We start from the raw sequence: 18,892 nt of genomic DNA on the forward strand, positions 1-18,892 counted from the left end.
TGTGGAGCAGAATCGGTGCCCGGGCCTCCGCCCGGGGTGTCCCCCCGCCCTGATCTCTCGGGACGAAGTTCTGAAACTGCCGTATGTATTCAGTTGTGTGCTGTGGTGCTGTTCTTGCAGAAAGAGCGGGAGCGTCTCAGCCCTGGCGCTGCTTGTGGCGCGGGTTGCTCTTGCAGATCACCATGACCACGCCGTGACGGCGGATGATCTTGCAGTGATCGCAGATGGGCTTGACGCTGGGGTTGACCTTCATGATGTTTCCTGTTCGCTGTCTTCGTACCCATGCGTCAAGAACGCATGGGCCGTTACTTCTCGACCGGTCTAGCGGTAGCGGTAAACGATTCGACCGCGGGTGAGGTCGTAGGGGCTGAGCTCTACGACGACGCGGTCTTCCGGAATGATGCGGATGTAGTTCTGCCGCATCTTGCCCGAGATCGTGGCCAGGACCTTGTGTCCGTTGCTCAGCTCAACGCGGAACATCGCGTTGGGAAGCGCCTCGGAGATCACGCCCTCGATCTCGATGACACCGTCTTTCTTGGCCATACACTCGCTAACGCTGGGCAGACCGGTCGGTCTGCGGTGGGTGGGATTTCGGTGTTTCGTCGGTGTCCCGGCGGAGTCGTGAGACACGCCGATAGACGGCGCAAAGCACCAAGGATCTATGGTATCCGACACGGATGCCCGAGGCAAATGCTCGCGGGTTCTTGCGCTACGCCTCCGGCGAACCGCCCCGCGAGGGTGCCCGTTCCACCCCGCGAGGGTGCCCGTTGTGTCAGCTCAGGCGATCGATGATGTCGACCTGCGGGTCGCCCGTCAGGTCGATGCGCTCGCCGTTGAAGGTCACGGTCGGCGTACCGCGCCCGCCGTCCGCGGTCGTCGGCATCGCCTGCGTGCGCTCCCCCACGAAGCCTTCGTAGGTGCGGTCGGTGATGCAGGATGCCGCGTCAGCAGCGCCCGCGTCCGTCGCGATCGAGATGATCTCGTCGTCGCTGAGGCCGGTGGTGCCCTCGGACGGCTGGTTCGCGTACATCGCCGAGACGAACGGCGTGACAGCCTCGGGCGTCGTGGTCGCCACGCAGTAGAGCGCGTTCGCCGCTCGGGTCGAGAACTGCGTGCCCTGCGACTGGTTGTCGAGGATCGCGACCGGGTGGTACTCGAGCGTGATCGAGCCGTCCGCGACGAGGTCGTTCAGCGTCTCGGCGTAGATCCCCTCGAACTGGTTGCAGATCGGGCACATGAAGTCGATGTAGGTGGCCACGACATCCGGACCGTCCCCGACCGAGATCGCACCGGTCTCGGTGTTGACGATCGCAGCCTCGGGCTCGGGACCGGGATCCGGGTTCGACGCGGCGTTGTTGATGAGCACGACGGCGACGCCCGCGACGACGACGACGGCAACCACGGCGACACTCACCCAGATCGCGAACCAGTTCGTGCGCTTACCCGCTGTGGCCATCATTACGTGCTCCTACGTCTGCCTCAGCCGATGGGCTGAGGTTCGATCCCGAACGCGGCCAGGCCCGCGGCCCCGCCGTCGGGTGCCGTCAGCACCCAGATTCCCCCATCGTGCACCGCGACGCTATGTTCCCAATGTGAGCCGGCTGAGCCGTCCACGGTAGAAACCGTCCAGTCGTCGTCTTCGACGAGCGTCGCGGGGTCGCCGGCGACGACCATGGGCTCGATGGCGAGCACCAGGCCGGGGCGAACTTCGGGCCCCGGGTCGGTCACGCGATAGTTGAACACCGACGGGGACTCGTGCATCTTGCGTCCGATGCCGTGCCCGACGTAGTCCGCGAGGATTCCGTACTCACCCTGCGCATCGACGTAGTCCTGGATCGCCGCGCCGACCTCGTTCAGGTGCCGCGCCGACGCGAGCGCCGCGATCCCGGCCCAGAGCGATCCCTCGGTAACGCGCGAGAGCTCTTCGCGCTCCGCGACGACCTCGGGTCGTGTCGGATCCGGCAGCACGACCGTGAAGGCGGAGTCGCCGTTCCAGCCCTGGTACTCGGCACCCGCATCGACGGACAGGATGTCCCCCGCGCCCAGCACACGAGCGCCGGGTATGCCGTGCACCACCTGCTCGTTGACCGAGGTGCAGATCGTGTGCCGGTAGCCGCGCACCATCTGGAAGTTCGACTTCGCGCCGGCGGAGGTGATGACGCGGGATGCCTCGGCATCCAGTTCGAGCGTCGTGACACCGGGGGCGACCAGCTCACGCACGGCCGCGAGGGCGCGCGCCGTGATCAGCCCGGGTTCGATCATCGCCCGCAACTGGGCGGGTGACTTATAGATCGAGCGCCGCAAAACCATGTGTGTCCTCGCGGGGCGCGATCAGCCGCCGCGGCGGACGAGCCCGCGGGCCTCGAGCGCTGCGAAGATGCGGTCGGTGATCTCGTCGAGCGTCCCGATACCGTCGATCCCGTCGACGATGCCCCGCTCGCCGTAGACGTCGAGGATCGGGGCCGTCTCGTTCTCGTAGATGTCGAGACGGTGGGCGATCACGTCGTCGGTGTCGTCGGAGCGCCCCTCTTGCGCGGCGCGCAGTCCGAGACGCGCGATGCTCTCGGCCCGCGGCACACGCAGCTCGATCACGGCGTCGAGGGACTCGTCGCGGCTCGCGAGGAAGTCATCGAGGTGCCCGACCTGCCCGAGATTGCGCGGGTAGCCATCGAGCAAGAATCCCGCCGCCGCATCGGGCTGCGCCAGACGATCGCGCACGATCTCGCTGGTCAGCTCGTCGGGCACGAGACGCCCCTGCTCGACGATCTGCTGCACGCGCTGCCCGAGCTCCGTGCCGTCCTTGATGTTCGCGCGGAAGACGTCGCCGGTCGAGACGACGGGGATGCCATAGGCCTCCGCGATGCGAACGCCCTGTGTGCCTTTGCCGGAACCCTGGGGTCCGACGATCAACAGCCGAGTTGCGCTCATCGCAGCAGCCCTTCGTAGTGGCGCTGCTGCAGCTGCGCGTCGATCTGCTTCACCGTCTCAAGACCCACACCGACGATGATCAGGATGGATGCTCCACCGAACGGGAAGTTCTGGTTCGCACCGACCGTTGCCAGCGCGATGAGCGGGAGCAGCGCGATCAGACCGAGGTAGATCGAGCCCGGCAGCGTGATGCGCGTGAGCACGTAATCGAGGTACTCGGCCGTCGGACGACCCGCGCGGATGCCGGGGATGAAGCCGCCGTAGCGCTTCATGTTGTCGGCGACCTCGACCGGGTTGAACGTGATGGCCACGTAGAAGTACGTGAAGCCGATGATCAGGAAGAAGTACACGGCCATGTAGATCGGGCTGTCGCCCGACGTCAGGTACTGCGAGATCCAGACGACCCACCCGGCCGGCTCTTCGCCCGCGGCGGGCTGGTTGAACTGGGCCAGCAGCGCCGGGATGTACAGCAGCGACGACGCGAAGATGACGGGCACGACGCCGGCCATGTTCACCTTGATCGGGATGTACGTGTTGGTGCCGCCGTACGTCCGGCGCCCGACCATCCGCTTCGCATACTGCACGGGCACACGCCGCTGCGATTGTTCGACGAACACCACCAGCGCAACGACCACGATTCCGACGGCGAGGACCAGCAGGAAGGTCTCGAAGCCACGGGCCTGCCAGATCGACCACATCGCGGAGGGGAACGTCGCGGCGATCGAGGTGAAGATCAGCAGCGACATGCCGTTGCCGACACCGCGTTCGGTGACGAGCTCGGCGAACCACATGATGAGGCCGGTACCGGCGGTCATCGTGATGATCATGAGCAGCTGCGCCCACCACGCGACGTTCGTCAGCAGGTTGTCACAGGCGGCGACGCCCGTGTTGCCGAAGAGCTGCCCGCTGCGAGCGACCGTGACGAGCGTCGTCGACTGCAGGAGCGCCAGCGCGATGGTCAGGTAGCGCGTGTACTGCGTCAGACGCGCCTGGCCCGCCTGGCCCTCTTTGTAGAGGGTCTCGAAGTGCGGGATGACGACGCGCAGCAGCTGCGTGATGATCGTGGCCGTGATGTACGGCATGACGCCCAGCGCGAAGATCGACAGCTGCAGCAGGGCACCACCCGAGAACAGGTTGACGAGAGAGAGGAGTCCCTCCATGCCCTCGTTCTGCCCGATGCAGGACTGCACGTTCGCGAAGTCGACGAACGGCGTCGGCACGTGCGCACCGAGACGGTAGAGCACGATGATGCCCAAGGTGAAGGCGATCTTCCGGCGCAGGTCGGGTGTCCGGAAGATGCGCGCAATAGCGCTGAACAAGAAGGATCCTCCTGAAGGGAAGGGAGATGCCCGCGGGCGGGCCAAACATTAGGTTAGCCCAGGCTGCCCCTGCGAGCAGCCCATGCCCGAGATCGGCGGCAACGAGTGAGATGTCCCGAGAACGGAAACAGGGGGCCGGAGGATGCCTCCGACCCCCTGTTTGAGAACAGTTCGTCCGTATTACTTGACGCTGCCGCCGGCGGCGACGATCTTCTGCTCGGCTGAGCCGGAAACCTTGTCGACGTTCACCAGGAGCTTCACTCCGATGTCGCCATCGCCCAGAACCTTGACCTTCTCGTTCTTGCGAACGGCGCCCTTGGCGACGAGGTCGGCAACGGTCACGTCGCCACCCGCCGGGTAGAGCTCGGCGAGCTTCTCGAGGTTGACGACCTGGTACTCGACGCGGAACGGGTTCTTGAACCCGCGCAGCTTCGGCGTACGCATGTGCAGCGGCATCTGGCCACCCTCGAAGCCGACGCGCACGGTGTTGCGGGCCTTGGTGCCCTTCGTGCCACGACCGGCCGTCTTGCCCTTCGAGCCCTCACCGCGACCGACGCGGGTCTTGGCCTTGTTGGCACCCGGGACGGGACGCAGGTGGTGAACCTTCAGCACACCGGGGCGCGACGCCGGAGCGTCGTCCTTCGGGGCGGCCTTCTTGGCGGGAGCCTTGGTCGCCGCTGCCTTCGGGGCGTCGGCAGAAGCCGAAGCCTTCGAAGCGGATGCCTTGGCAGGAGCCTTGGCGGGCGCCTTCTCAGCAGCAGCCTTCGCGGCGGGCGCCTTCTTCGCGGCAGCAGCCTTGGGGGCCGCAGCCTTCTTGGGCGCTGCAGCCTTGGCTTCGGCGGCCTCGGCCGCGTTGTCCTTTTCAGCCATTAGTCGATCTCCTCAACCTTCACGAGGTGAGCAACCGTGTTGACATAACCACGGTTCTGGGCGTCATCCGGACGGACGACCGAGTCGCCGATCCGCTTGAGGCCGAGGCTACGCAGCGTGTCGCGCTGGTACTGCTTCTCGCTCACCTTGGACTTGATCTGCGTGACCTTCAGTCGTGCAGCCATCATGCACCTGCCTTTGCTGCCGCAGCGGCGTCAGCCTCGGCACGAACCAGGCGCGCGGGGGCGACCTGGTCGAAGTCGAGACCACGACGTGCGGCGACGGCGCGGGGCTCCTCGAGCTGCTTCAGCGCGGCGACCGTCGCGTGCACGATGTTGATCGTGTTCGACGAGCCGAGCGACTTCGACAGGACATCGTGGATGCCCGCGCACTCGAGAACGGCGCGGACGGGACCGCCCGCGATAACACCGGTACCGGCGGCGGCGGGGCGGAGCAGGACGACGCCCGCTGCTGCCTCACCCTGCACGGGGTGCGGGATCGTCTTGTCGACGCGGGGCACACGGAAGAAGTTCCGCTTGGCCTCTTCGACACCCTTCGAGATGGCCAGGGGCACCTCACGGGCCTTGCCGTAGCCGACACCGACGAGTCCGTTACCGTCTCCGACGATCACGAGGGCGGTGAAGCTGAAGCGACGACCACCCTTCACGACCTTCGAGACGCGGTTGATGGTGACGACGCGCTCCAGGAACTGGCTCTTGTCGGCATCACGCGAACCGCGGTCACGCTGGTTGGCGTTGCGCTCACGACCACCGCGACGCGGCTCGCGCTCACGCTCGGCGGGCGCCTCGGTTGCAGCAGCCGTTTCAGGTGCAGCCGTCGCCTCGGGCGCGGCCTGCTCGGCAGTGGCTGCCACTTCGGTCTCCTTGATTTCACTCACAGGTTCAGTCCCCCTTCGCGGGCGCCGTCGGCGATCGCAGCGACGCGGCCGGCGTAGCGGTTACCGCCACGGTCGAACACGACATCCTCGATGCCGGCGGCCTTGGCACGCTCGGCGACGAGTTCGCCGACCTTGCGCGCCTTGGCGGTCTTGTCACCGTCGAACGAACGCAGGTCCGCTTCGAGGGTGGATGCCGACGCGACGGTGTGGCCCTTGGCGTCATCGACGACCTGGACGAACACGTGGCGTGCGGAGCGGGTCACGACGAGACGCGGGCGCAGCTCGGTGCCGACGACCTTCTTACGAAGGCGGGCATGGCGACGCGAACGAGCGTCTGACTTCGACTTAAGAGCCATGGTTACTTACCACTCTTTCCGGCCTTGCGACGCACGACCTCGCCGGCGTAGCGCACACCCTTGCCCTTGTAGGGCTCGGGCTTGCGAATCTTGCGGATGTTGGCCGCGGCTTCGCCGACGGCCTGCTTGTCGATGCCGCTCACGGTGACCTTGTTGTTGCCCTCGACCGTGAACGTGATGCCCGCGGGGGGCTCGACCAGGACGGGGTGCGAGAAGCCGAGGGCGAACTCGACCGAGCCGCCCTTCTGTGCGACGCGGTAACCCGTGCCGACGACCTCGAGGCCCTTGGTGTAGCCCGTGGTGACGCCGACGATGTTGTTGGCGATGAGGGTGCGCGTGAGTCCGTGCAGCGAACGCGATTCCCGCTCGTCGTCCGGACGCGACACGACGACCTGGTTCTCTTCGACGACGACCTCGATCGGACGAGCGATCGTCAGGCCGAGCTCACCCTTGGGTCCCTTGACCGAAACGTCCCGACCGGTCACCGTGACGGTGACGTCCGTGGGGATGTCGATGGGCAGTCTTCCAATACGTGACATCGAGGATCACCAAACGTAGGCGAGGACTTCCCCACCCACGCCCTTCTGCTCTGCCTGACGGTCGGTGAGAAGACCGGAGGAGGTGGACAGGATGGCAACGCCGAGGCCACCGAGAACGCGGGGGATCTCGCTGGACTTCGCGTAAACGCGCAGACCGGGCTTCGAAACGCGCTTGATGCCCGCAATGGAGCGCTCGCGGTTCGGGCCGTACTTCAGCGTCATGGTGAGCGTCTGGCCCACGCGGGCGTCCTCGATCTCCCACTCGGCGATGTAACCCTCACGCTTGAGGATCTCGGCGATGTGCGACTTGAGCTTGGAGCTCGGCAGGCTCACGGAATCGTGGTGCGCCGAGTTCGCGTTGCGCAGCCGGGTCAGCATGTCTGCGACCGGGTCTGTCATTGTCATGTGTTTGTTTCCTTCGTTCACCAGGTTTCGGATGCCTGTGCAAGGCAGACGACCTGTGGTGGTGTTATGGAGTCTTACGCCTCGGCGCGGAACGGGAAGCCGAGGTGACGCAGAAGTGCACGACCCTCGTCATCCGACTTCGCCGTGGTGACGACGGTGATGTCGAAACCACGGACGCGGTCGATCCGGTCCTGGTCGATCTCGTGGAACACGGACTGTTCCTGAAGACCGAAGGTGTAGTTGCCGTTGCCGTCGAACTGCTTGGACGACAGACCGCGGAAGTCGCGGATACGGGGCAGGGCGAGCGTCACGAGACGGTCGACGAACTCCCAGGCACGGTCGCCACGCAGCGTGACGTGGGCGCCGATGGGCTGACCCTCGCGCAGCTTGAACTGGGCGATCGACTTGCGGGCCTTCGTCACGAGCGGCTTCTGGCCGGTGATGCGGGTGAGGTCGTCGACCGCACCGTCCATCACCTTGCTGTCACGCGCGGCTTCGCCGACACCGGTGTTCACGACAACCTTGACCAGACCGGGGATCTGGTTGACGTTGGCGTACCCGAACTCTTCCTGAAGAGCCTTCTTGATCTCGGCCTGGTACTTCTGCTTCAGGCGCGGCTGGATTTTGCCAGCGGGCGCGGCAGTGGTGGTGCTCATCAGAGGTCCTTACCTGACTTCTTCGCGTAGCGGACGCGCACAGTGCGCTTCACGCCATCCTTCGTCCGCTCTTCGACGCGGTGACCGACACGGGTCGGCTTCTTCGTCTCGGGGTCGACGAGGGCGACGTTGGAGATGTGGATGGGGGCTTCGAGGGTCTCGATGCCACCGGTCTTGGTGCCGCGCTGGGTCTGGCCGACGCGCGAGTGCTTGGTGACGTAGTTCACGCCCTCCACGATCACCCGGTTGCGCTCGGTCAGGACCTCGAGGACCTTACCCTGCTTGCCGCGGTCTCCGCCGCGCTCGGGCTTAGCGCCCGTGATGACCTGCACGAGATCACCCTTTTTGATGTTGGCCATGATCAGATCACCTCCGGTGCGAGCGAGACGATCTTCATGAACTTGCGGTCACGAAGCTCGCGGCCGACCGGTCCGAAGATGCGGGTGCCGCGGGGCTCCCCGTCTGCCTTCAGGATGACGGCGGCGTTCTCGTCGAACTTGATGTAGGAACCGTCGGGACGACGGGTCTCCTTGACGGTACGGACGATGACCGCCTTGACGACATCGCCCTTCTTGACGTTTCCGCCGGGGATGGCGTCCTTGACGGTCGCCACGATCGTGTCGCCGAGGCCCGCATAGCGGCGCTTCGAGCCACCGAGCACACGGATCGTGAGCAGCTCCTTGGCGCCGGTGTTGTCGGCGACCTTGACTCGGGATTCCTGCTGAATCACTTGGCCTTCTCCAGAATCTCCACCAGGCGCCAGCGCTTGGTGGCGCTCAGCGGACGGGTCTCATTGATGACGACCAGGTCGCCGATTCCGGCGGAGTTCGCCTCGTCGTGCACCTTGACCTTCGACGTGCGGCGGATGACCTTGCCGTAAAGCGGGTGCTTCACGCGGTCTTCGACCTCGACGACGATCGTCTTGTCCATGCGGTCGCTCGTGACGTAGCCACGACGCGACTTGCGGTAACCACGGGCCGCGGCGTCGCGCACGTCGTGTGCGGACGACTCGTGTCCCGATGCCTGGACGGCAGCCTGGGGCTCCGCAGCCTCGGCCTTGGCGGCCTTCGGTGCGGCGGCCTTGGCGGGCGCCTTCTTGGCGGCGGGCTTTGCAGCCGCGGGCTTTGCAGCCTTCGGTGCGGCGGCCTTCGTCTCCTTGGCCTCAGCGGCCTTGGTCTCAGTTGCCTTCTCGGTGGCCATTACTCAGCCTCTCCTTCGGCGGTGTCCGAGGCATCCTCGGTCTTCTTCGCCTTCGTCTTCTTGGCCTTCGTCGCGACCTCCGCGGGAGCGGGCGTGGCACGGATGCCGAGCTCGCGCTCACGGATCACGGTGTAGAGCCGCGCGATGTCGCGCTTGACGGCGCGGATGCGACCGTGGCTCTCGAGCTGGCCGGTGGCCGACTGGAAGCGCAGGTTGAACAGCTCTTCCTTGGCCTTGCGCAGCTCCTCGACGAGGCGGTGGTCTTCCATCGTGTCGAGCTCAGACGGGCTGAGCTCCTTGGTACCGATAGCCATTACGCGTCGCCTTCCTCGCGCTTGATGATGCGTGCCTTCAGGGGCAGCTTGTGGATGGCACGGGTCAGTGCCTCGCGAGCGAGTTCTTCGCTGACGCCGGCGACCTCGAAGAGGACGCGACCCGGCTTGACGTTGGCAACCCACCACTCGGGCGAACCCTTACCGGAACCCATGCGGGTTTCGGCCGGCTTCTTCGTGAGCGGACGGTCGGGGTAGATGTTGATCCACACCTTTCCACCACGCTTGATGTGACGGGTCATCGCGATACGAGCGGACTCGATCTGACGGTTCGTCACGTAAGCGGGCGTCAGGGCCTGGATACCGTACTCACCGAACGAAACTTCGGTGCCTCCGGTGGCCGCACCCGAACGACCGGGGTGGTGCTGCTTGCGGTACTTGACCTTGCGGGGAATAAGCATCAGGCAGACGCTCCTTCTGCGACGGGGGCGTCGTTGCGCGGACCACGGCGACGGTCGCCACCACGGTCATCGCGGCCACGAGGCGCCTTGGGGGCGTTGGCCTGCTCGCGAGCGAGCTCCTTGTTCGTGAGGTCGCCCTTGTAGATCCAGACCTTCACACCGATGCGGCCGAACGTCGTCTTGGCCTCGTAGAAGCCGTAGTCGATGTTGGCGCGGAGCGTGTGCAGGGGTACGCGACCCTCGCGGTAGAACTCCGAACGGCTCATCTCCGCGCCGCCGAGGCGACCGGAAACCTGGATACGGACGCCCTTGGCTCCGGCGCGCTGGGCACCCTGGAGGCCCTTGCGCATCGCGCGGCGGAAGGCCACGCGACCCGTGAGCTGCTCGGCGATTCCCTGGGCGACCAGCTGAGCGTCGGCCTCGGGGTTCTTGACCTCGAGGATGTTCAGCTGGATCTGCTTGCCCGTGAGCTTCTCGAGATCGGTACGGATGCGCTCGGCCTCAGCACCACGACGACCGATCACGATGCCCGGGCGGGCGGTGTGAATGTCGACGCGGACGCGGTCGCGGGTGCGCTCGATCTCGATACGGCTCACGCCGGCGCGGTCGAGCGAGACCTGCAGGAGCTTACGGATCCGGATGTCCTCGGCGACGTAGTCGGCGTAACGCTGGCCGACCTTGGTCGAGTCCGAGAACCAACGGGACACGTGGTCCGTGGTGATCCCGAGGCGGAAGCCGTACGGGTTGACTTTCTGTCCCATTACTTGCTCGCCTTCTTGGTCTTGGCGGACGCCGGGGCGTCAGCGGCCACGGGCGTCGCGAGCACGACCGTGATGTGGCTCGTGCGCTTCTTGATCTGGAACGCGCGGCCCTGTGCGCGGGGGCGGAAACGCTTGAGCGTCGTGCCCTCGTCGACGTAGACGTTCGCGACGTACAGGTCGCGGTCGTCGAGGAACTCGCCGTCCTTGTCGGCCTTGACCCGCGCGTTGGCCATCGCCGAGGCGACGAGCTTCGATACGGGCTCCGACGCCGACTGCGGCGCGAACTTCAGGATCGCGAGGGCCTCTTCGGCCTGCTTTCCCTTGATGAGTGCGATGACACGACGAGCCTTCTGAGGGGTCACGCGGATGTGTCGCACGCGTGCGATGGACTCCACCATTTCTCTCTCCTCTGTCGCCGCCTTAGCGGCGACGGCCCTTCTTGTCGTCCTTCACGTGGCCGCGGAAGGTGCGGGTCGGCGCGAATTCGCCCAACTTGTGACCGACCATGGTCTCGGTCACGAACACGGGGATGTGCTTGCGACCGTCGTGGACGGCGATCGTGTGGCCGAGCATGGCCGGCACGATCATCGACCGACGTGACCAGGTCTTGATGACGTTCTTGGAACCCGAATCGTTCTGGACGACAACCTTGCGAAGCAGGTGCTCGTCGACGAAGGGGCCCTTCTTAAGACTGCGTGGCATCTTCTGTTCCTACCTACTTGCGCTTCTTGCCGGCCGTGCGGCGGCGGACGATGAGCTTGTCGCTCTCCTTGTTGGCATGCCGGGTGCGGCCTTCGGCCTGACCCCACGGCGAAACCGGGTGACGTCCACCGGACGTCTTACCCTCGCCACCACCGTGCGGGTGGTCGACCGGGTTCATGGCGACACCACGGACGGTCGGGCGGATGCCCTTCCAGCGGTTGCGACCGGCCTTGCCCCAGTTGATGTTCGACTGCTCGGCGTTGCCGACCTCGCCGATGGTCGCGCGGCAGCGCGCATCGACGTTGCGGATCTCACCCGAGGGCAGACGCAGCTGGGCGTAGGGGCCATCCTTCGCGACCAGACGCACGGAGACGCCAGCCGAACGGGCCATCTTCGCGCCGCCGCCGGGGCGGAGCTCGATGGCGTGGATGACCGTACCGGTCGGGATGTTGCGGAGCGGCAGGTTGTTGCCGGGCTTGATGTCGGCGCCGGAACCCGACTCGACGATGTCACCCTGCGACAGCTTGTTCGGCGCGATGATGTAGCGCTTCTCGCCGTCCGCGTAGTGCAGCAGCGCGATACGCGCCGTGCGGTTGGGGTCGTACTCGATGTGAGCGACCTTCGCGTCGATGCCGTCCTTGTCGTGGCGACGGAAGTCGATGACGCGGTACTGACGCTTGTGTCCACCACCGATGTGACGCGTGGTGATGCGGCCCTGGTTGTTGCGGCCACCCGTCTTGGAGAGCGGGCGCAGCAGCGACTTCTCGGGCGTCGAGCGCGTGATCTCGGCGAAGTCGGAGACCGACGAGCCGCGACGACCGGGGGTCGTCGGCTTGTACTTGCGAATTGCCATGGTGTCTCGTCCCTATCCCGACCGTCAGCCGACTGCCGTGAAGATGTCGATGGTGCCCGACTTCAGCGTGACGATGGCGCGCTTGGTGTCCTTGCGGCGGCCGGTGCCGAAGCGGGTGCGGCGGGCCTTGCCCACGCGGTTGATCGTGTTGACCGAAGCGACCTTCACGCCGAAGATCTTCTCGACGGCCAGCTTGATCTCGGTCTTGTCGGCGCGGGGGTCCACGAGGAACGTGTACTTACCCTCGTCGATGAGCCCGTAGCTCTTCTCCGAGACGACCGGCTTCAGGATGACGTCGCGCGGGTCCTTGTTCAGGGCCGTGTTCAGGGCGCTCATGCCGAGACCTCCGTGGTGGAGACCGTCTTGGATGCGACGAACGCATCGAAGGCGGCCTTGGTGAAGACGATGTCGTCCGAGACGAGCACGTCGTACGCGTTGAGCTGGTCGAACGTCAGCACGTGGACATACGCGAGGTTGCGGATGCTCTTGACGCTGATCTCGTCGTCACGCTCAATGACGACGAGGACGTTCTTGGTCGGCGCGACCGTGGCGAGGTACGTCGCAGCGGCCTTCGTCGACGGGGCGCCGGCGACACCGAGCGACTCGACGACGTGCAGGCGGTTGCCGCGAGCACGGTCGCTGAGGGCTCCGCGGAGCGCTGCGGCGATCATCTTCTTGGGCGTGCGCTGCGAGTAGTCGCGCGGCTTCGGCCCGTGGACGATGCCACCACCGGTCATGTGCGGCGCGCGGATCGAGCCCTGACGGGCGTTACCGGTGCCCTTCTGCTTGAAGGGCTTGCGGCCGGCACCCGAGACCTCGCCACGACGCTTGGTCGAGTGCGTGCCCTGGCGAGCCGCCGCGCGCTGCGCGACGACAACCTGGTGGATGAGAGGAATGTTCGTCTTGACGTCGAAGACCTCGGCGGGCAGGTTCACGGAACCGGCCTTCTTGCCGTCGGTACCCCGCACGTCGAGCGCGAGAGTCGAGTCAGTCATGTGGCTCATGCCCCCTTCACTGCGTTGCGGACGTAGACGATGCGGCCACGAGCACCGGGGACGGCGCCCTTGACGAGCAGCAGACCCTTCTCGGCGTCGACGGCGTGCACCGTGAGGTTCATGACGGTCACGCGCTCGCCACCCATACGGCCGGCCATGCGCATGCCCTTGAAGACACGGCTCGGGGTCGACGATGCGCCGATCGAGCCGGGCTTGCGGTGGTTACGGTGCGAACCGTGCGACGCCGAGACACCCTTGAAGTTGTGACGCTTCATGACACCGGCGAAGCCCTTGCCCTTGCTCGTGCCGACGACGTCGACGAGCTGGCCGGCCTCGAAGGTGCCCTCCGCGGTGAGCTCCTGACCGAGTGAGTAGTCAGCGGCATCCGCCGTGCGGATCTCGGTGAGGTGACGACGGGGCGTAACGCCCGCGGCCTCGAAGTGAGCCGTCTGGGGCTTGTTCACCTTGCGGGGGTCGATCTGCCCGTACGCGATCTGGACGGCCTTGTAGCCATCCTTCTCGGGGGTGCGGATCTGGGTGACGACGTTCGGAGCAACCTCGATCACCGTGACGGGGATCAGCTTGCCCTGCTCGTTCCATACCTGGGTCATGCCGAGCTTGGTGCCCAGCAGGCCCTTCGAAATCTTGTTGTTGATATCAGCCATGTCGAACCTCAGAGCTTGATCTCGATGTTGACATCGGCCGGGAGGTCGAGACGCATCAGCGAGTCGACGGCCTTGGGCGTCGGGTCGATGATGTCGATCAGGCGCTTGTGGGTGCGCATCTCGAAGTGCTCGCGGCTGTCCTTGTACTTGTGGGGGGAACGGATCACGGGGATCACGTTCTTCTCCGTCGGAAGGGGCACGGGGCCCACGACGGTTGCGCCCGCACGGGTCACGGTGTCGACGATCTTCCGCGCCGACGTGTCGATGACCTCGTGGTCATACGACTTCAGGCGAATGCGGATCTTTTGTCCCGCCATTGTCTGCTCACTCTCTATATCGCGTCGTACGGTTCCCAGATTTCTCTGGACGCATTGGACGCATGTGACGCTTGCGCGCCTCTGGCACTTTCTGCTGCACCGCTGTTCTGATGTCACACCGGATGCCGGGGCATCCGGATCACTGCCCCGCACGCACGCGTGCAAATCCCGCTTTCGCGGTTGGGGCTGTGGAGGTGTTCTGCTGCCCGCGGCCTAGACCTGCGCTTCACGCGGTCTATGCACTGCCTGGCAGTGATCCTGCGCGCGCCATGCGGCACGCCGGAATGTGGAACTGGACTAGTCTACGTGTCGCCCGGGCGTGTCGCAAACTCGGGCGTGTCGCCTACGGCGTGTCACGCGCGACGGTGCCCGATCTCAGCGCGAGAGTGCCTGTTCCGAGCCACGAGGGTGCCCGTTTCATCGCCCGAGGGTGCCCGTTCCACCCACGAAGGTGCCCGTTCCGAGCCACGGGGGTGCCCGTTTCATCGCCCGAGGGTGCCCATTTCACCCACGAAGGTGCACGTTCCACCCTACGGAGCGTGCACTAAACGCACGCGTGTGCGGGCCACCCTTGCGCACGGGTCAAGTCCCGTGTTGTGGTGTCAATCCGGCTGCTTCCTTGATGGGTGAGGGTCAGGCGGTGAGGAACAGGTCGGGGCGCTCAGGCTCGGCGTGGTCTTGGAGTGTGTGGACGAGTTTGCGCATGGAGATGTCGGAGAGGTAGCGGCGTTCACCGTATTGCCATTCCTCGTGCTGCTCCTGCAGGACGGCGCCGATGAGGCGGGTGACGGAGTCGCGGTCGGGGAAGATCTGCACGACGTCGGCGCGGCGTTTGATCTCACGGTTGAGGCGCTCGATCGGGTTGTTGGACCAGACCTTCTGCCAATGCTCACGCGGGAGCGGCGCGAATCCGGTGAGGTCTGCTTCGGCAGCATTGAGCATGTCTGCGATCTCCGGGAACGACCCGCGGAGGGACGTGGAGACCTGGTGATACTGGGCGATCACGGCCTCGGGGGTGGTCTGCGCGAAGATCGTCGAGATCAGCGCGTTGACGGGCTTGGAGCGTGCCGATCCGAGCTTCTGGGTGACGTTACGAGCGAAGTGGACGCGGCATCTCTGCCAGCCCGATCCGGGGAGGATCGCTTTGACGGCGGCTTTGATGCCGGCGTGAGCGTCGGACGTGACGAGGGTCACGCCGAGCGGGTCTGTGTCGGTGGAGACTTTCAGACCGCGGTCGCGGAGGGAGCGGAGGAACTCGGTCCAGAAGTCCGTCGTCTCCGCGTCGCCGAGAGCCATCCCGAGGATCTCCCGACGGCCGTCGCCGCTGACCCCGGTCGCGACGATGAGGGCTTGGGAGAGAACCCGGCCACGGTGGCGCACGTCGAGGTAGGTGGCGTCCAGGAACAGGTACGGGAACCAGGTGTGATCGAGCCGGCGGTGCAGAAACTCGTGCACCACCTCATCGATCTCGGAGCAGATGCGGGAGACGGTGGACCGGCTGATGCCGGTGTCGTTGCCCAGCGCGCGGACGAGCTGGTCGACCTTGCGGGTGGAGACTCCGTCGATCCAGGCCTGGCAGATCACCGCGTAGAGCGCCTTGTCGACACGGCGGCGTGGGCTGAGCAGGCTCGGGAAGAACGACCCCTCCCGCAGCTTCGGAATCTGAATGTCGACCTCCCCCGCGGGCGTGGCGAGCGTCTTCGCGCGAGCACCGTTGCGACGCGTGGTGCGCTCCGCCGTGCGTTCGTAACGGGCCGCGCCGATCTTCGCGGTCGCTTCCGCGTCAACAAGGTCCTGCAGCCCCGCCTGCAGCATCCGACGGAACACGTCGGAATGGGCGAGGTCAGGATCGGCGAGGACTTCTGCGATCAGGGTCGTCAAGGCAGACTGATTCTGGGTCATCGTGGGATCTCTTCTTTGCTTCTTGGCGGAAACAACTGGTCATCCCACGATGGCCCTCCTACGTCAACGACGACGAGAACCCCGCAGGAATTGACACCAAGCTACGAGACGCACCCTGCGCACGAAGCGTGCGCCCGAAGGTGGACTCATCCTGAATATGGGGCCACCCCCAGTGCATCCCCGTCCAGCCCGTTGCCGCTTCGATGTCCGCCCGGCGACGTGACTGGTCCGCGAGAATTTCGTCTACCGTTCGGCCTTTCGTGTAGCGCGGATCCGAGAGCTTCACGGCGCCGTCGAACTCGCCGAATCGACGTAGCGCGGGCCATGCGAAGTCCGGGAAGGTATCGCCATTCGGCGTGCGCACCCTGATCTGCCGCGTCGGAGCGGGGAGAGCCAGTTGCCACATCCTCACGCGACTGATGCTCTCGCCGGGAAGCTGAGAGCGAGGATCCGCCAACTCGATTGCTATACGTGCAGTTCGGATGCCCCGGCTGCCCGGCGCCGCCAGCACGCGCCGCCGAATCTCCGAACGAAGCGCTGCGGAACTCGCCTCATCGACCGTGCGTGTCCCGTCCGACCACGACACCGCGCGAAGCGCCGCATCCATGCATGCCACGGCCCCTTCGATTCGCAGCATCCGGATGACATCGAACACCGTGCGCGCTATCGATGTCACGAGCAATCCATCGACGCTGTCGATGTCTTCGGGGGGAAGCGGGACGTGGTGCCGCACGATATCCCCGCGAGACTTGGCAGGGTTCGCGGCACTACTCACGACGTGCACGCGGTCATCGGCCACGCCGACGAGTGGGAGGCCATGGAGCGCGGCGGCAGTCGTGCCGCACGCCACGGGAACGTCTCGCGCCTGCAATGCGACGGCATGAGCGCGCATTCGGATGCGTCCCTCGAGGCTTGCGGACCCCCACTCATCCGCGTCCACGAGCACCCCACGGCGGAGGGAACGGAAATCAACCGCGGAGCGCGGAACGGACGCTGTTTTCCTGACCACCGTAGAGATCGCGCGCATCGGTCCACTGTGCCGTGCTTTGCGACGTCCCGATCAGCTGGGGATGCCCACCGTGGAGAGATGTTTGCGGAGCCCGATTGGGGATGAAGGAGATTGCCGGAGCGCACCCCCCGAGGAGCGGAGCGCCCTCACGCTACAGAACGGGCACCCTCGCCCCGGGAAACGGGCACCCTCGGGGCCTAGGGAGCGCTACTGGTTGCCGATGTGCTTGTCGACGTTGTCGCGCGTCTCGTCGACCTTCGCGTGGTGCTCTTCGGGCACGACCTTCTTGATGGCGTCGGCGGCGCCCGCGAGGAGCTTGTCGCTGACGTCCTCGGCTTTCTCGCTCTTCAGGGCTTCTTCGATCTTGTCCCGGTTCTGCTCGAAGATCTGCTTGCCCTTGTTCACGATGTCGTCAACGCCCATGTTGTCCTCCTCCGGCGCCCGGATGGCGCGCGCCCACCAATTCTCCCGCTCCGTCGTTGTATCGTCCAGACCTTCGCATGCCCGAGGCGCGGCGCGAAGCGTCCCGATCGCGGCGCGAGCAGACGGGACGGGGGCTCCCACTTGCATCTGCGGCCGGGTGTCGCCAGACTTCTCGAACGGCTTAGATGAGAGAGTTCTCATCTTTGTTGGGCCGAAACCCGTTGACTTCCACCCGAAGGAAAATGACGCCGAGCCTTTCCCCCCATTCGCGCCGCGCGACGCATGTCACGTCGGCTCTCCATCGTGCGAGAACGTGGTCCCCAACGCGTTCTCGCCCTCACGAGGCACCATCCTCGCCTCATCGGGGCCGGGCGGTGTCCCCAGCACGCCCGGCCCCGATCATCCGTCCACTTCCGGGTCCCTCGCAGAAATGTCTCGGAAGATGAATGACAGTCGCCGCCATGGCCCGACCGTGCGCACGTTGGATCGGTCCGCACCGTTCGTCGTGCTCGAGCACGACTCCCCCCGCGCACGCCGCGTCGCCGGCGGGCGGCACCTCGCCATCATCGTGTCGACGGGGAGGACAGACTTGCTCGGATCCTTCGGTCGCGTCTCGCTCGACAGCGACCAGGTGCTTCTGCTGGCCCCCGCGACCGACTACGAGATCGAGCAGCCACGCGGGCAGCGGACCTGGGCGGCATTCGTCCACGAACGGCTCGCGGTCGACCTGCTGCAGTGGAGACATCAGACCGCCGGGGGAAAGCTGGATGTCTGGCAGCACCTCCGTACGCGCAACCCGCCGTACTGGCGCGGGATCGTCCATCCTTCCGATCACGCAGCGCTGCTCGAGGTCCTCATGCGGGCGGCGTCGGCAGTGTCCTCCACGATGCCGGTCTGGGACCAGCTGGAGAGCGCCGCGAAGGTCGTACGCCGCGTGGATTCCTTCATCGCGCGGAGTTTCGCCGCAGACAACTTCGTGCGCGTGTCGCGCGGCGATGGCCCCGTGCGATTACGGCGAGAGGTTGCTCGCGCAAAGGCATTCATCGAAGCTCGGCACACCGAGCCGATCTCGACGACGACGATCGCGGAGCACGCGGGTCTGTCGTCCTCTGCTCTGACACGCGCGTTCCAGAAAGAACTGGGCGTGACGCCGCCCGAGTATCTGCGCGCCGTCCGCGTGGCGAGATTCGAACACCTCCTCGTCGAGTCCGACAAGAGCATTCGCGAGGTCGCACGCCTCGCGGGCCTGTCGTCGACCGGCCATCTGCGTGAGCACATCAACCAGAAGTACGGGATGTCCCCACGCGAGCTGCGCGCTCGGTTGCGACAGCCGTCCTGAGCAGGAGCGCGGCGGGCCCCGT

At 65.8% G+C, this 18,892-nt stretch carries 30 protein-coding genes; 1 reads left to right on the plus strand and 29 read right to left on the minus strand.

Annotated features, from left to right (window positions below):
* Nucleotides 1-136 precede the first annotated feature (136 nt).
* The 29 genes from rpmJ to CGU34_RS13925 form a co-directional block, all read right to left on the minus strand.
* Complete coding sequence (gene rpmJ, locus CGU34_RS13785; RefSeq protein WP_036299987.1) at nt 137-253, minus strand: 50S ribosomal protein L36; 117 nt, start codon at nt 251-253, stop codon at nt 137-139.
* A gap of 68 nt (nt 254-321) precedes the next feature.
* Complete coding sequence (infA, locus tag CGU34_RS13790; protein ID WP_017201569.1) at nt 322-543, minus strand: translation initiation factor IF-1; 222 nt, start codon at nt 541-543, stop codon at nt 322-324.
* A gap of 229 nt (nt 544-772) precedes the next feature.
* Nucleotides 773-1,459, minus strand: a complete 687-nt coding sequence (locus CGU34_RS13795; RefSeq protein WP_232711682.1) for a DsbA family protein — start codon at nt 1,457-1,459, stop codon at nt 773-775.
* 20 nt (nt 1,460-1,479) lie between these two features.
* Nucleotides 1,480-2,310 (minus strand): type I methionyl aminopeptidase, encoded by an 831-nt coding sequence (map, locus tag CGU34_RS13800; protein WP_100814421.1) that lies wholly within the window; start codon nt 2,308-2,310, stop codon nt 1,480-1,482.
* Between the two features lie 21 nt (nt 2,311-2,331).
* Entirely contained in the window at nt 2,332-2,928 is a 597-nt protein-coding gene (locus CGU34_RS13805) for an adenylate kinase (protein ID WP_100814422.1), read from the minus strand.
* Nucleotides 2,925-4,247: a preprotein translocase subunit SecY gene (gene secY, locus CGU34_RS13810; protein ID WP_036299981.1), complete on the minus strand. Its 1,323-nt coding sequence runs from the start codon at nt 4,245-4,247 to the stop codon at nt 2,925-2,927. The genes CGU34_RS13805 and secY overlap by 4 nt, the downstream gene beginning before the upstream one ends.
* Before the next feature lie 180 nt (nt 4,248-4,427).
* On the minus strand, nt 4,428-5,117 hold the full coding sequence (gene rplO / locus CGU34_RS17435; protein WP_081766383.1) for a 50S ribosomal protein L15: 690 nt from the start codon (nt 5,115-5,117) through the stop codon (nt 4,428-4,430).
* Nucleotides 5,117-5,302 (minus strand): 50S ribosomal protein L30, encoded by a 186-nt coding sequence (rpmD, locus tag CGU34_RS13820; RefSeq protein WP_036299980.1) that lies wholly within the window; start codon nt 5,300-5,302, stop codon nt 5,117-5,119. The genes rplO and rpmD overlap by 1 nt, the downstream gene beginning before the upstream one ends.
* Nucleotides 5,302-5,991, minus strand: coding sequence for a 30S ribosomal protein S5 (gene rpsE, locus CGU34_RS13825; RefSeq protein ID WP_081766382.1), 690 nt, complete (start codon nt 5,989-5,991; stop codon nt 5,302-5,304). Before rpsE ends, rpmD begins: the two co-directional genes overlap by 1 nt.
* A 20-nt stretch (nt 5,992-6,011) precedes the next feature.
* Complete coding sequence (gene rplR / locus CGU34_RS13830; protein WP_036299976.1) at nt 6,012-6,371, minus strand: 50S ribosomal protein L18; 360 nt, start codon at nt 6,369-6,371, stop codon at nt 6,012-6,014.
* 2 nt (nt 6,372-6,373) lie between these two features.
* Nucleotides 6,374-6,910, minus strand: coding sequence for a 50S ribosomal protein L6 (gene rplF, locus CGU34_RS13835; RefSeq protein ID WP_036299975.1), 537 nt, complete (start codon nt 6,908-6,910; stop codon nt 6,374-6,376).
* Between the two features lie 6 nt (nt 6,911-6,916).
* Nucleotides 6,917-7,315 (minus strand): 30S ribosomal protein S8, encoded by a 399-nt coding sequence (rpsH, locus tag CGU34_RS13840; RefSeq protein ID WP_036299974.1) that lies wholly within the window; start codon nt 7,313-7,315, stop codon nt 6,917-6,919.
* Between the two features lie 74 nt (nt 7,316-7,389).
* Complete coding sequence (rplE, locus tag CGU34_RS13845) at nt 7,390-7,971, minus strand: 50S ribosomal protein L5 (RefSeq protein ID WP_036299972.1); 582 nt, start codon at nt 7,969-7,971, stop codon at nt 7,390-7,392.
* Nucleotides 7,971-8,330: a 50S ribosomal protein L24 gene (rplX, locus tag CGU34_RS13850; protein WP_036299970.1), complete on the minus strand. Its 360-nt coding sequence runs from the start codon at nt 8,328-8,330 to the stop codon at nt 7,971-7,973. The genes rplE and rplX overlap by 1 nt, the downstream gene beginning before the upstream one ends.
* Before the next feature lie 2 nt (nt 8,331-8,332).
* Nucleotides 8,333-8,701, minus strand: a complete 369-nt coding sequence (gene rplN / locus CGU34_RS13855) for a 50S ribosomal protein L14 (RefSeq protein WP_036299968.1) — start codon at nt 8,699-8,701, stop codon at nt 8,333-8,335.
* A complete protein-coding gene (gene rpsQ, locus CGU34_RS17440; RefSeq protein WP_232711683.1) occupies nt 8,698-9,171 on the minus strand; it encodes a 30S ribosomal protein S17 in 474 nt (157 codons plus the stop codon). The genes rplN and rpsQ overlap by 4 nt, the downstream gene beginning before the upstream one ends.
* Nucleotides 9,171-9,485 (minus strand): 50S ribosomal protein L29, encoded by a 315-nt coding sequence (gene rpmC, locus CGU34_RS13865; RefSeq protein WP_036299966.1) that lies wholly within the window; start codon nt 9,483-9,485, stop codon nt 9,171-9,173. The genes rpsQ and rpmC overlap by 1 nt, the downstream gene beginning before the upstream one ends.
* Nucleotides 9,485-9,904: a 50S ribosomal protein L16 gene (rplP, locus tag CGU34_RS13870; protein WP_036299964.1), complete on the minus strand. Its 420-nt coding sequence runs from the start codon at nt 9,902-9,904 to the stop codon at nt 9,485-9,487. The genes rpmC and rplP overlap by 1 nt, the downstream gene beginning before the upstream one ends.
* Entirely contained in the window at nt 9,904-10,665 is a 762-nt protein-coding gene (gene rpsC, locus CGU34_RS13875) for a 30S ribosomal protein S3 (RefSeq protein WP_036299961.1), read from the minus strand. The genes rplP and rpsC overlap by 1 nt, the downstream gene beginning before the upstream one ends.
* Entirely contained in the window at nt 10,665-11,063 is a 399-nt protein-coding gene (gene rplV / locus CGU34_RS13880; protein WP_036299959.1) for a 50S ribosomal protein L22, read from the minus strand. The genes rpsC and rplV overlap by 1 nt, the downstream gene beginning before the upstream one ends.
* A 22-nt stretch (nt 11,064-11,085) precedes the next feature.
* Complete coding sequence (gene rpsS / locus CGU34_RS13885) at nt 11,086-11,367, minus strand: 30S ribosomal protein S19 (RefSeq protein WP_036299957.1); 282 nt, start codon at nt 11,365-11,367, stop codon at nt 11,086-11,088.
* A gap of 13 nt (nt 11,368-11,380) precedes the next feature.
* Nucleotides 11,381-12,220 (minus strand): 50S ribosomal protein L2, encoded by an 840-nt coding sequence (gene rplB, locus CGU34_RS13890; RefSeq protein WP_036299955.1) that lies wholly within the window; start codon nt 12,218-12,220, stop codon nt 11,381-11,383.
* Nucleotides 12,221-12,244: 24 nt separating this feature from the next.
* Entirely contained in the window at nt 12,245-12,556 is a 312-nt protein-coding gene (gene rplW / locus CGU34_RS13895; RefSeq protein WP_036299953.1) for a 50S ribosomal protein L23, read from the minus strand.
* Nucleotides 12,553-13,215 carry a 50S ribosomal protein L4 gene (gene rplD, locus CGU34_RS13900; RefSeq protein WP_036299951.1) on the minus strand — a complete coding sequence of 221 codons (663 nt, stop codon included), beginning with the start codon at nt 13,213-13,215 and terminating at the stop codon, nt 12,553-12,555. Before rplD ends, rplW begins: the two co-directional genes overlap by 4 nt.
* A 5-nt stretch (nt 13,216-13,220) precedes the next feature.
* On the minus strand, nt 13,221-13,880 hold the full coding sequence (rplC, locus tag CGU34_RS13905) for a 50S ribosomal protein L3 (protein WP_036299949.1): 660 nt from the start codon (nt 13,878-13,880) through the stop codon (nt 13,221-13,223).
* 8 nt (nt 13,881-13,888) lie between these two features.
* Nucleotides 13,889-14,197: a 30S ribosomal protein S10 gene (gene rpsJ / locus CGU34_RS13910; RefSeq protein WP_036299948.1), complete on the minus strand. Its 309-nt coding sequence runs from the start codon at nt 14,195-14,197 to the stop codon at nt 13,889-13,891.
* Between the two features lie 633 nt (nt 14,198-14,830).
* A complete protein-coding gene (locus CGU34_RS13915) occupies nt 14,831-16,099 on the minus strand; it encodes an IS256 family transposase (RefSeq protein WP_100809674.1) in 1,269 nt (422 codons plus the stop codon).
* A gap of 58 nt (nt 16,100-16,157) precedes the next feature.
* Nucleotides 16,158-17,126: a hypothetical protein gene (locus CGU34_RS13920; RefSeq protein ID WP_157811328.1), complete on the minus strand. Its 969-nt coding sequence runs from the start codon at nt 17,124-17,126 to the stop codon at nt 16,158-16,160.
* A gap of 189 nt (nt 17,127-17,315) precedes the next feature.
* Complete coding sequence (locus CGU34_RS13925; protein ID WP_100814424.1) at nt 17,316-17,531, minus strand: hypothetical protein; 216 nt, start codon at nt 17,529-17,531, stop codon at nt 17,316-17,318.
* 442 nt (nt 17,532-17,973) lie between these two features.
* On the opposite strand from CGU34_RS13925, the gene CGU34_RS13930 reads away from it, so the two are divergent.
* The gene (locus tag CGU34_RS13930; RefSeq protein WP_157811329.1) at nt 17,974-18,870 is read left to right on the plus strand and encodes an AraC family transcriptional regulator; all 897 of its coding nucleotides are present in this window, start codon (nt 17,974-17,976) and stop codon (nt 18,868-18,870) included.
* Nucleotides 18,871-18,892 lie beyond the last annotated feature (22 nt).

It is taken from the genome of Microbacterium lacus (genome assembly GCF_002812805.1).
In the GTDB taxonomy this organism is placed as follows: Bacteria; Actinomycetota; Actinomycetes; order Actinomycetales; family Microbacteriaceae; genus Microbacterium; species Microbacterium lacus_A.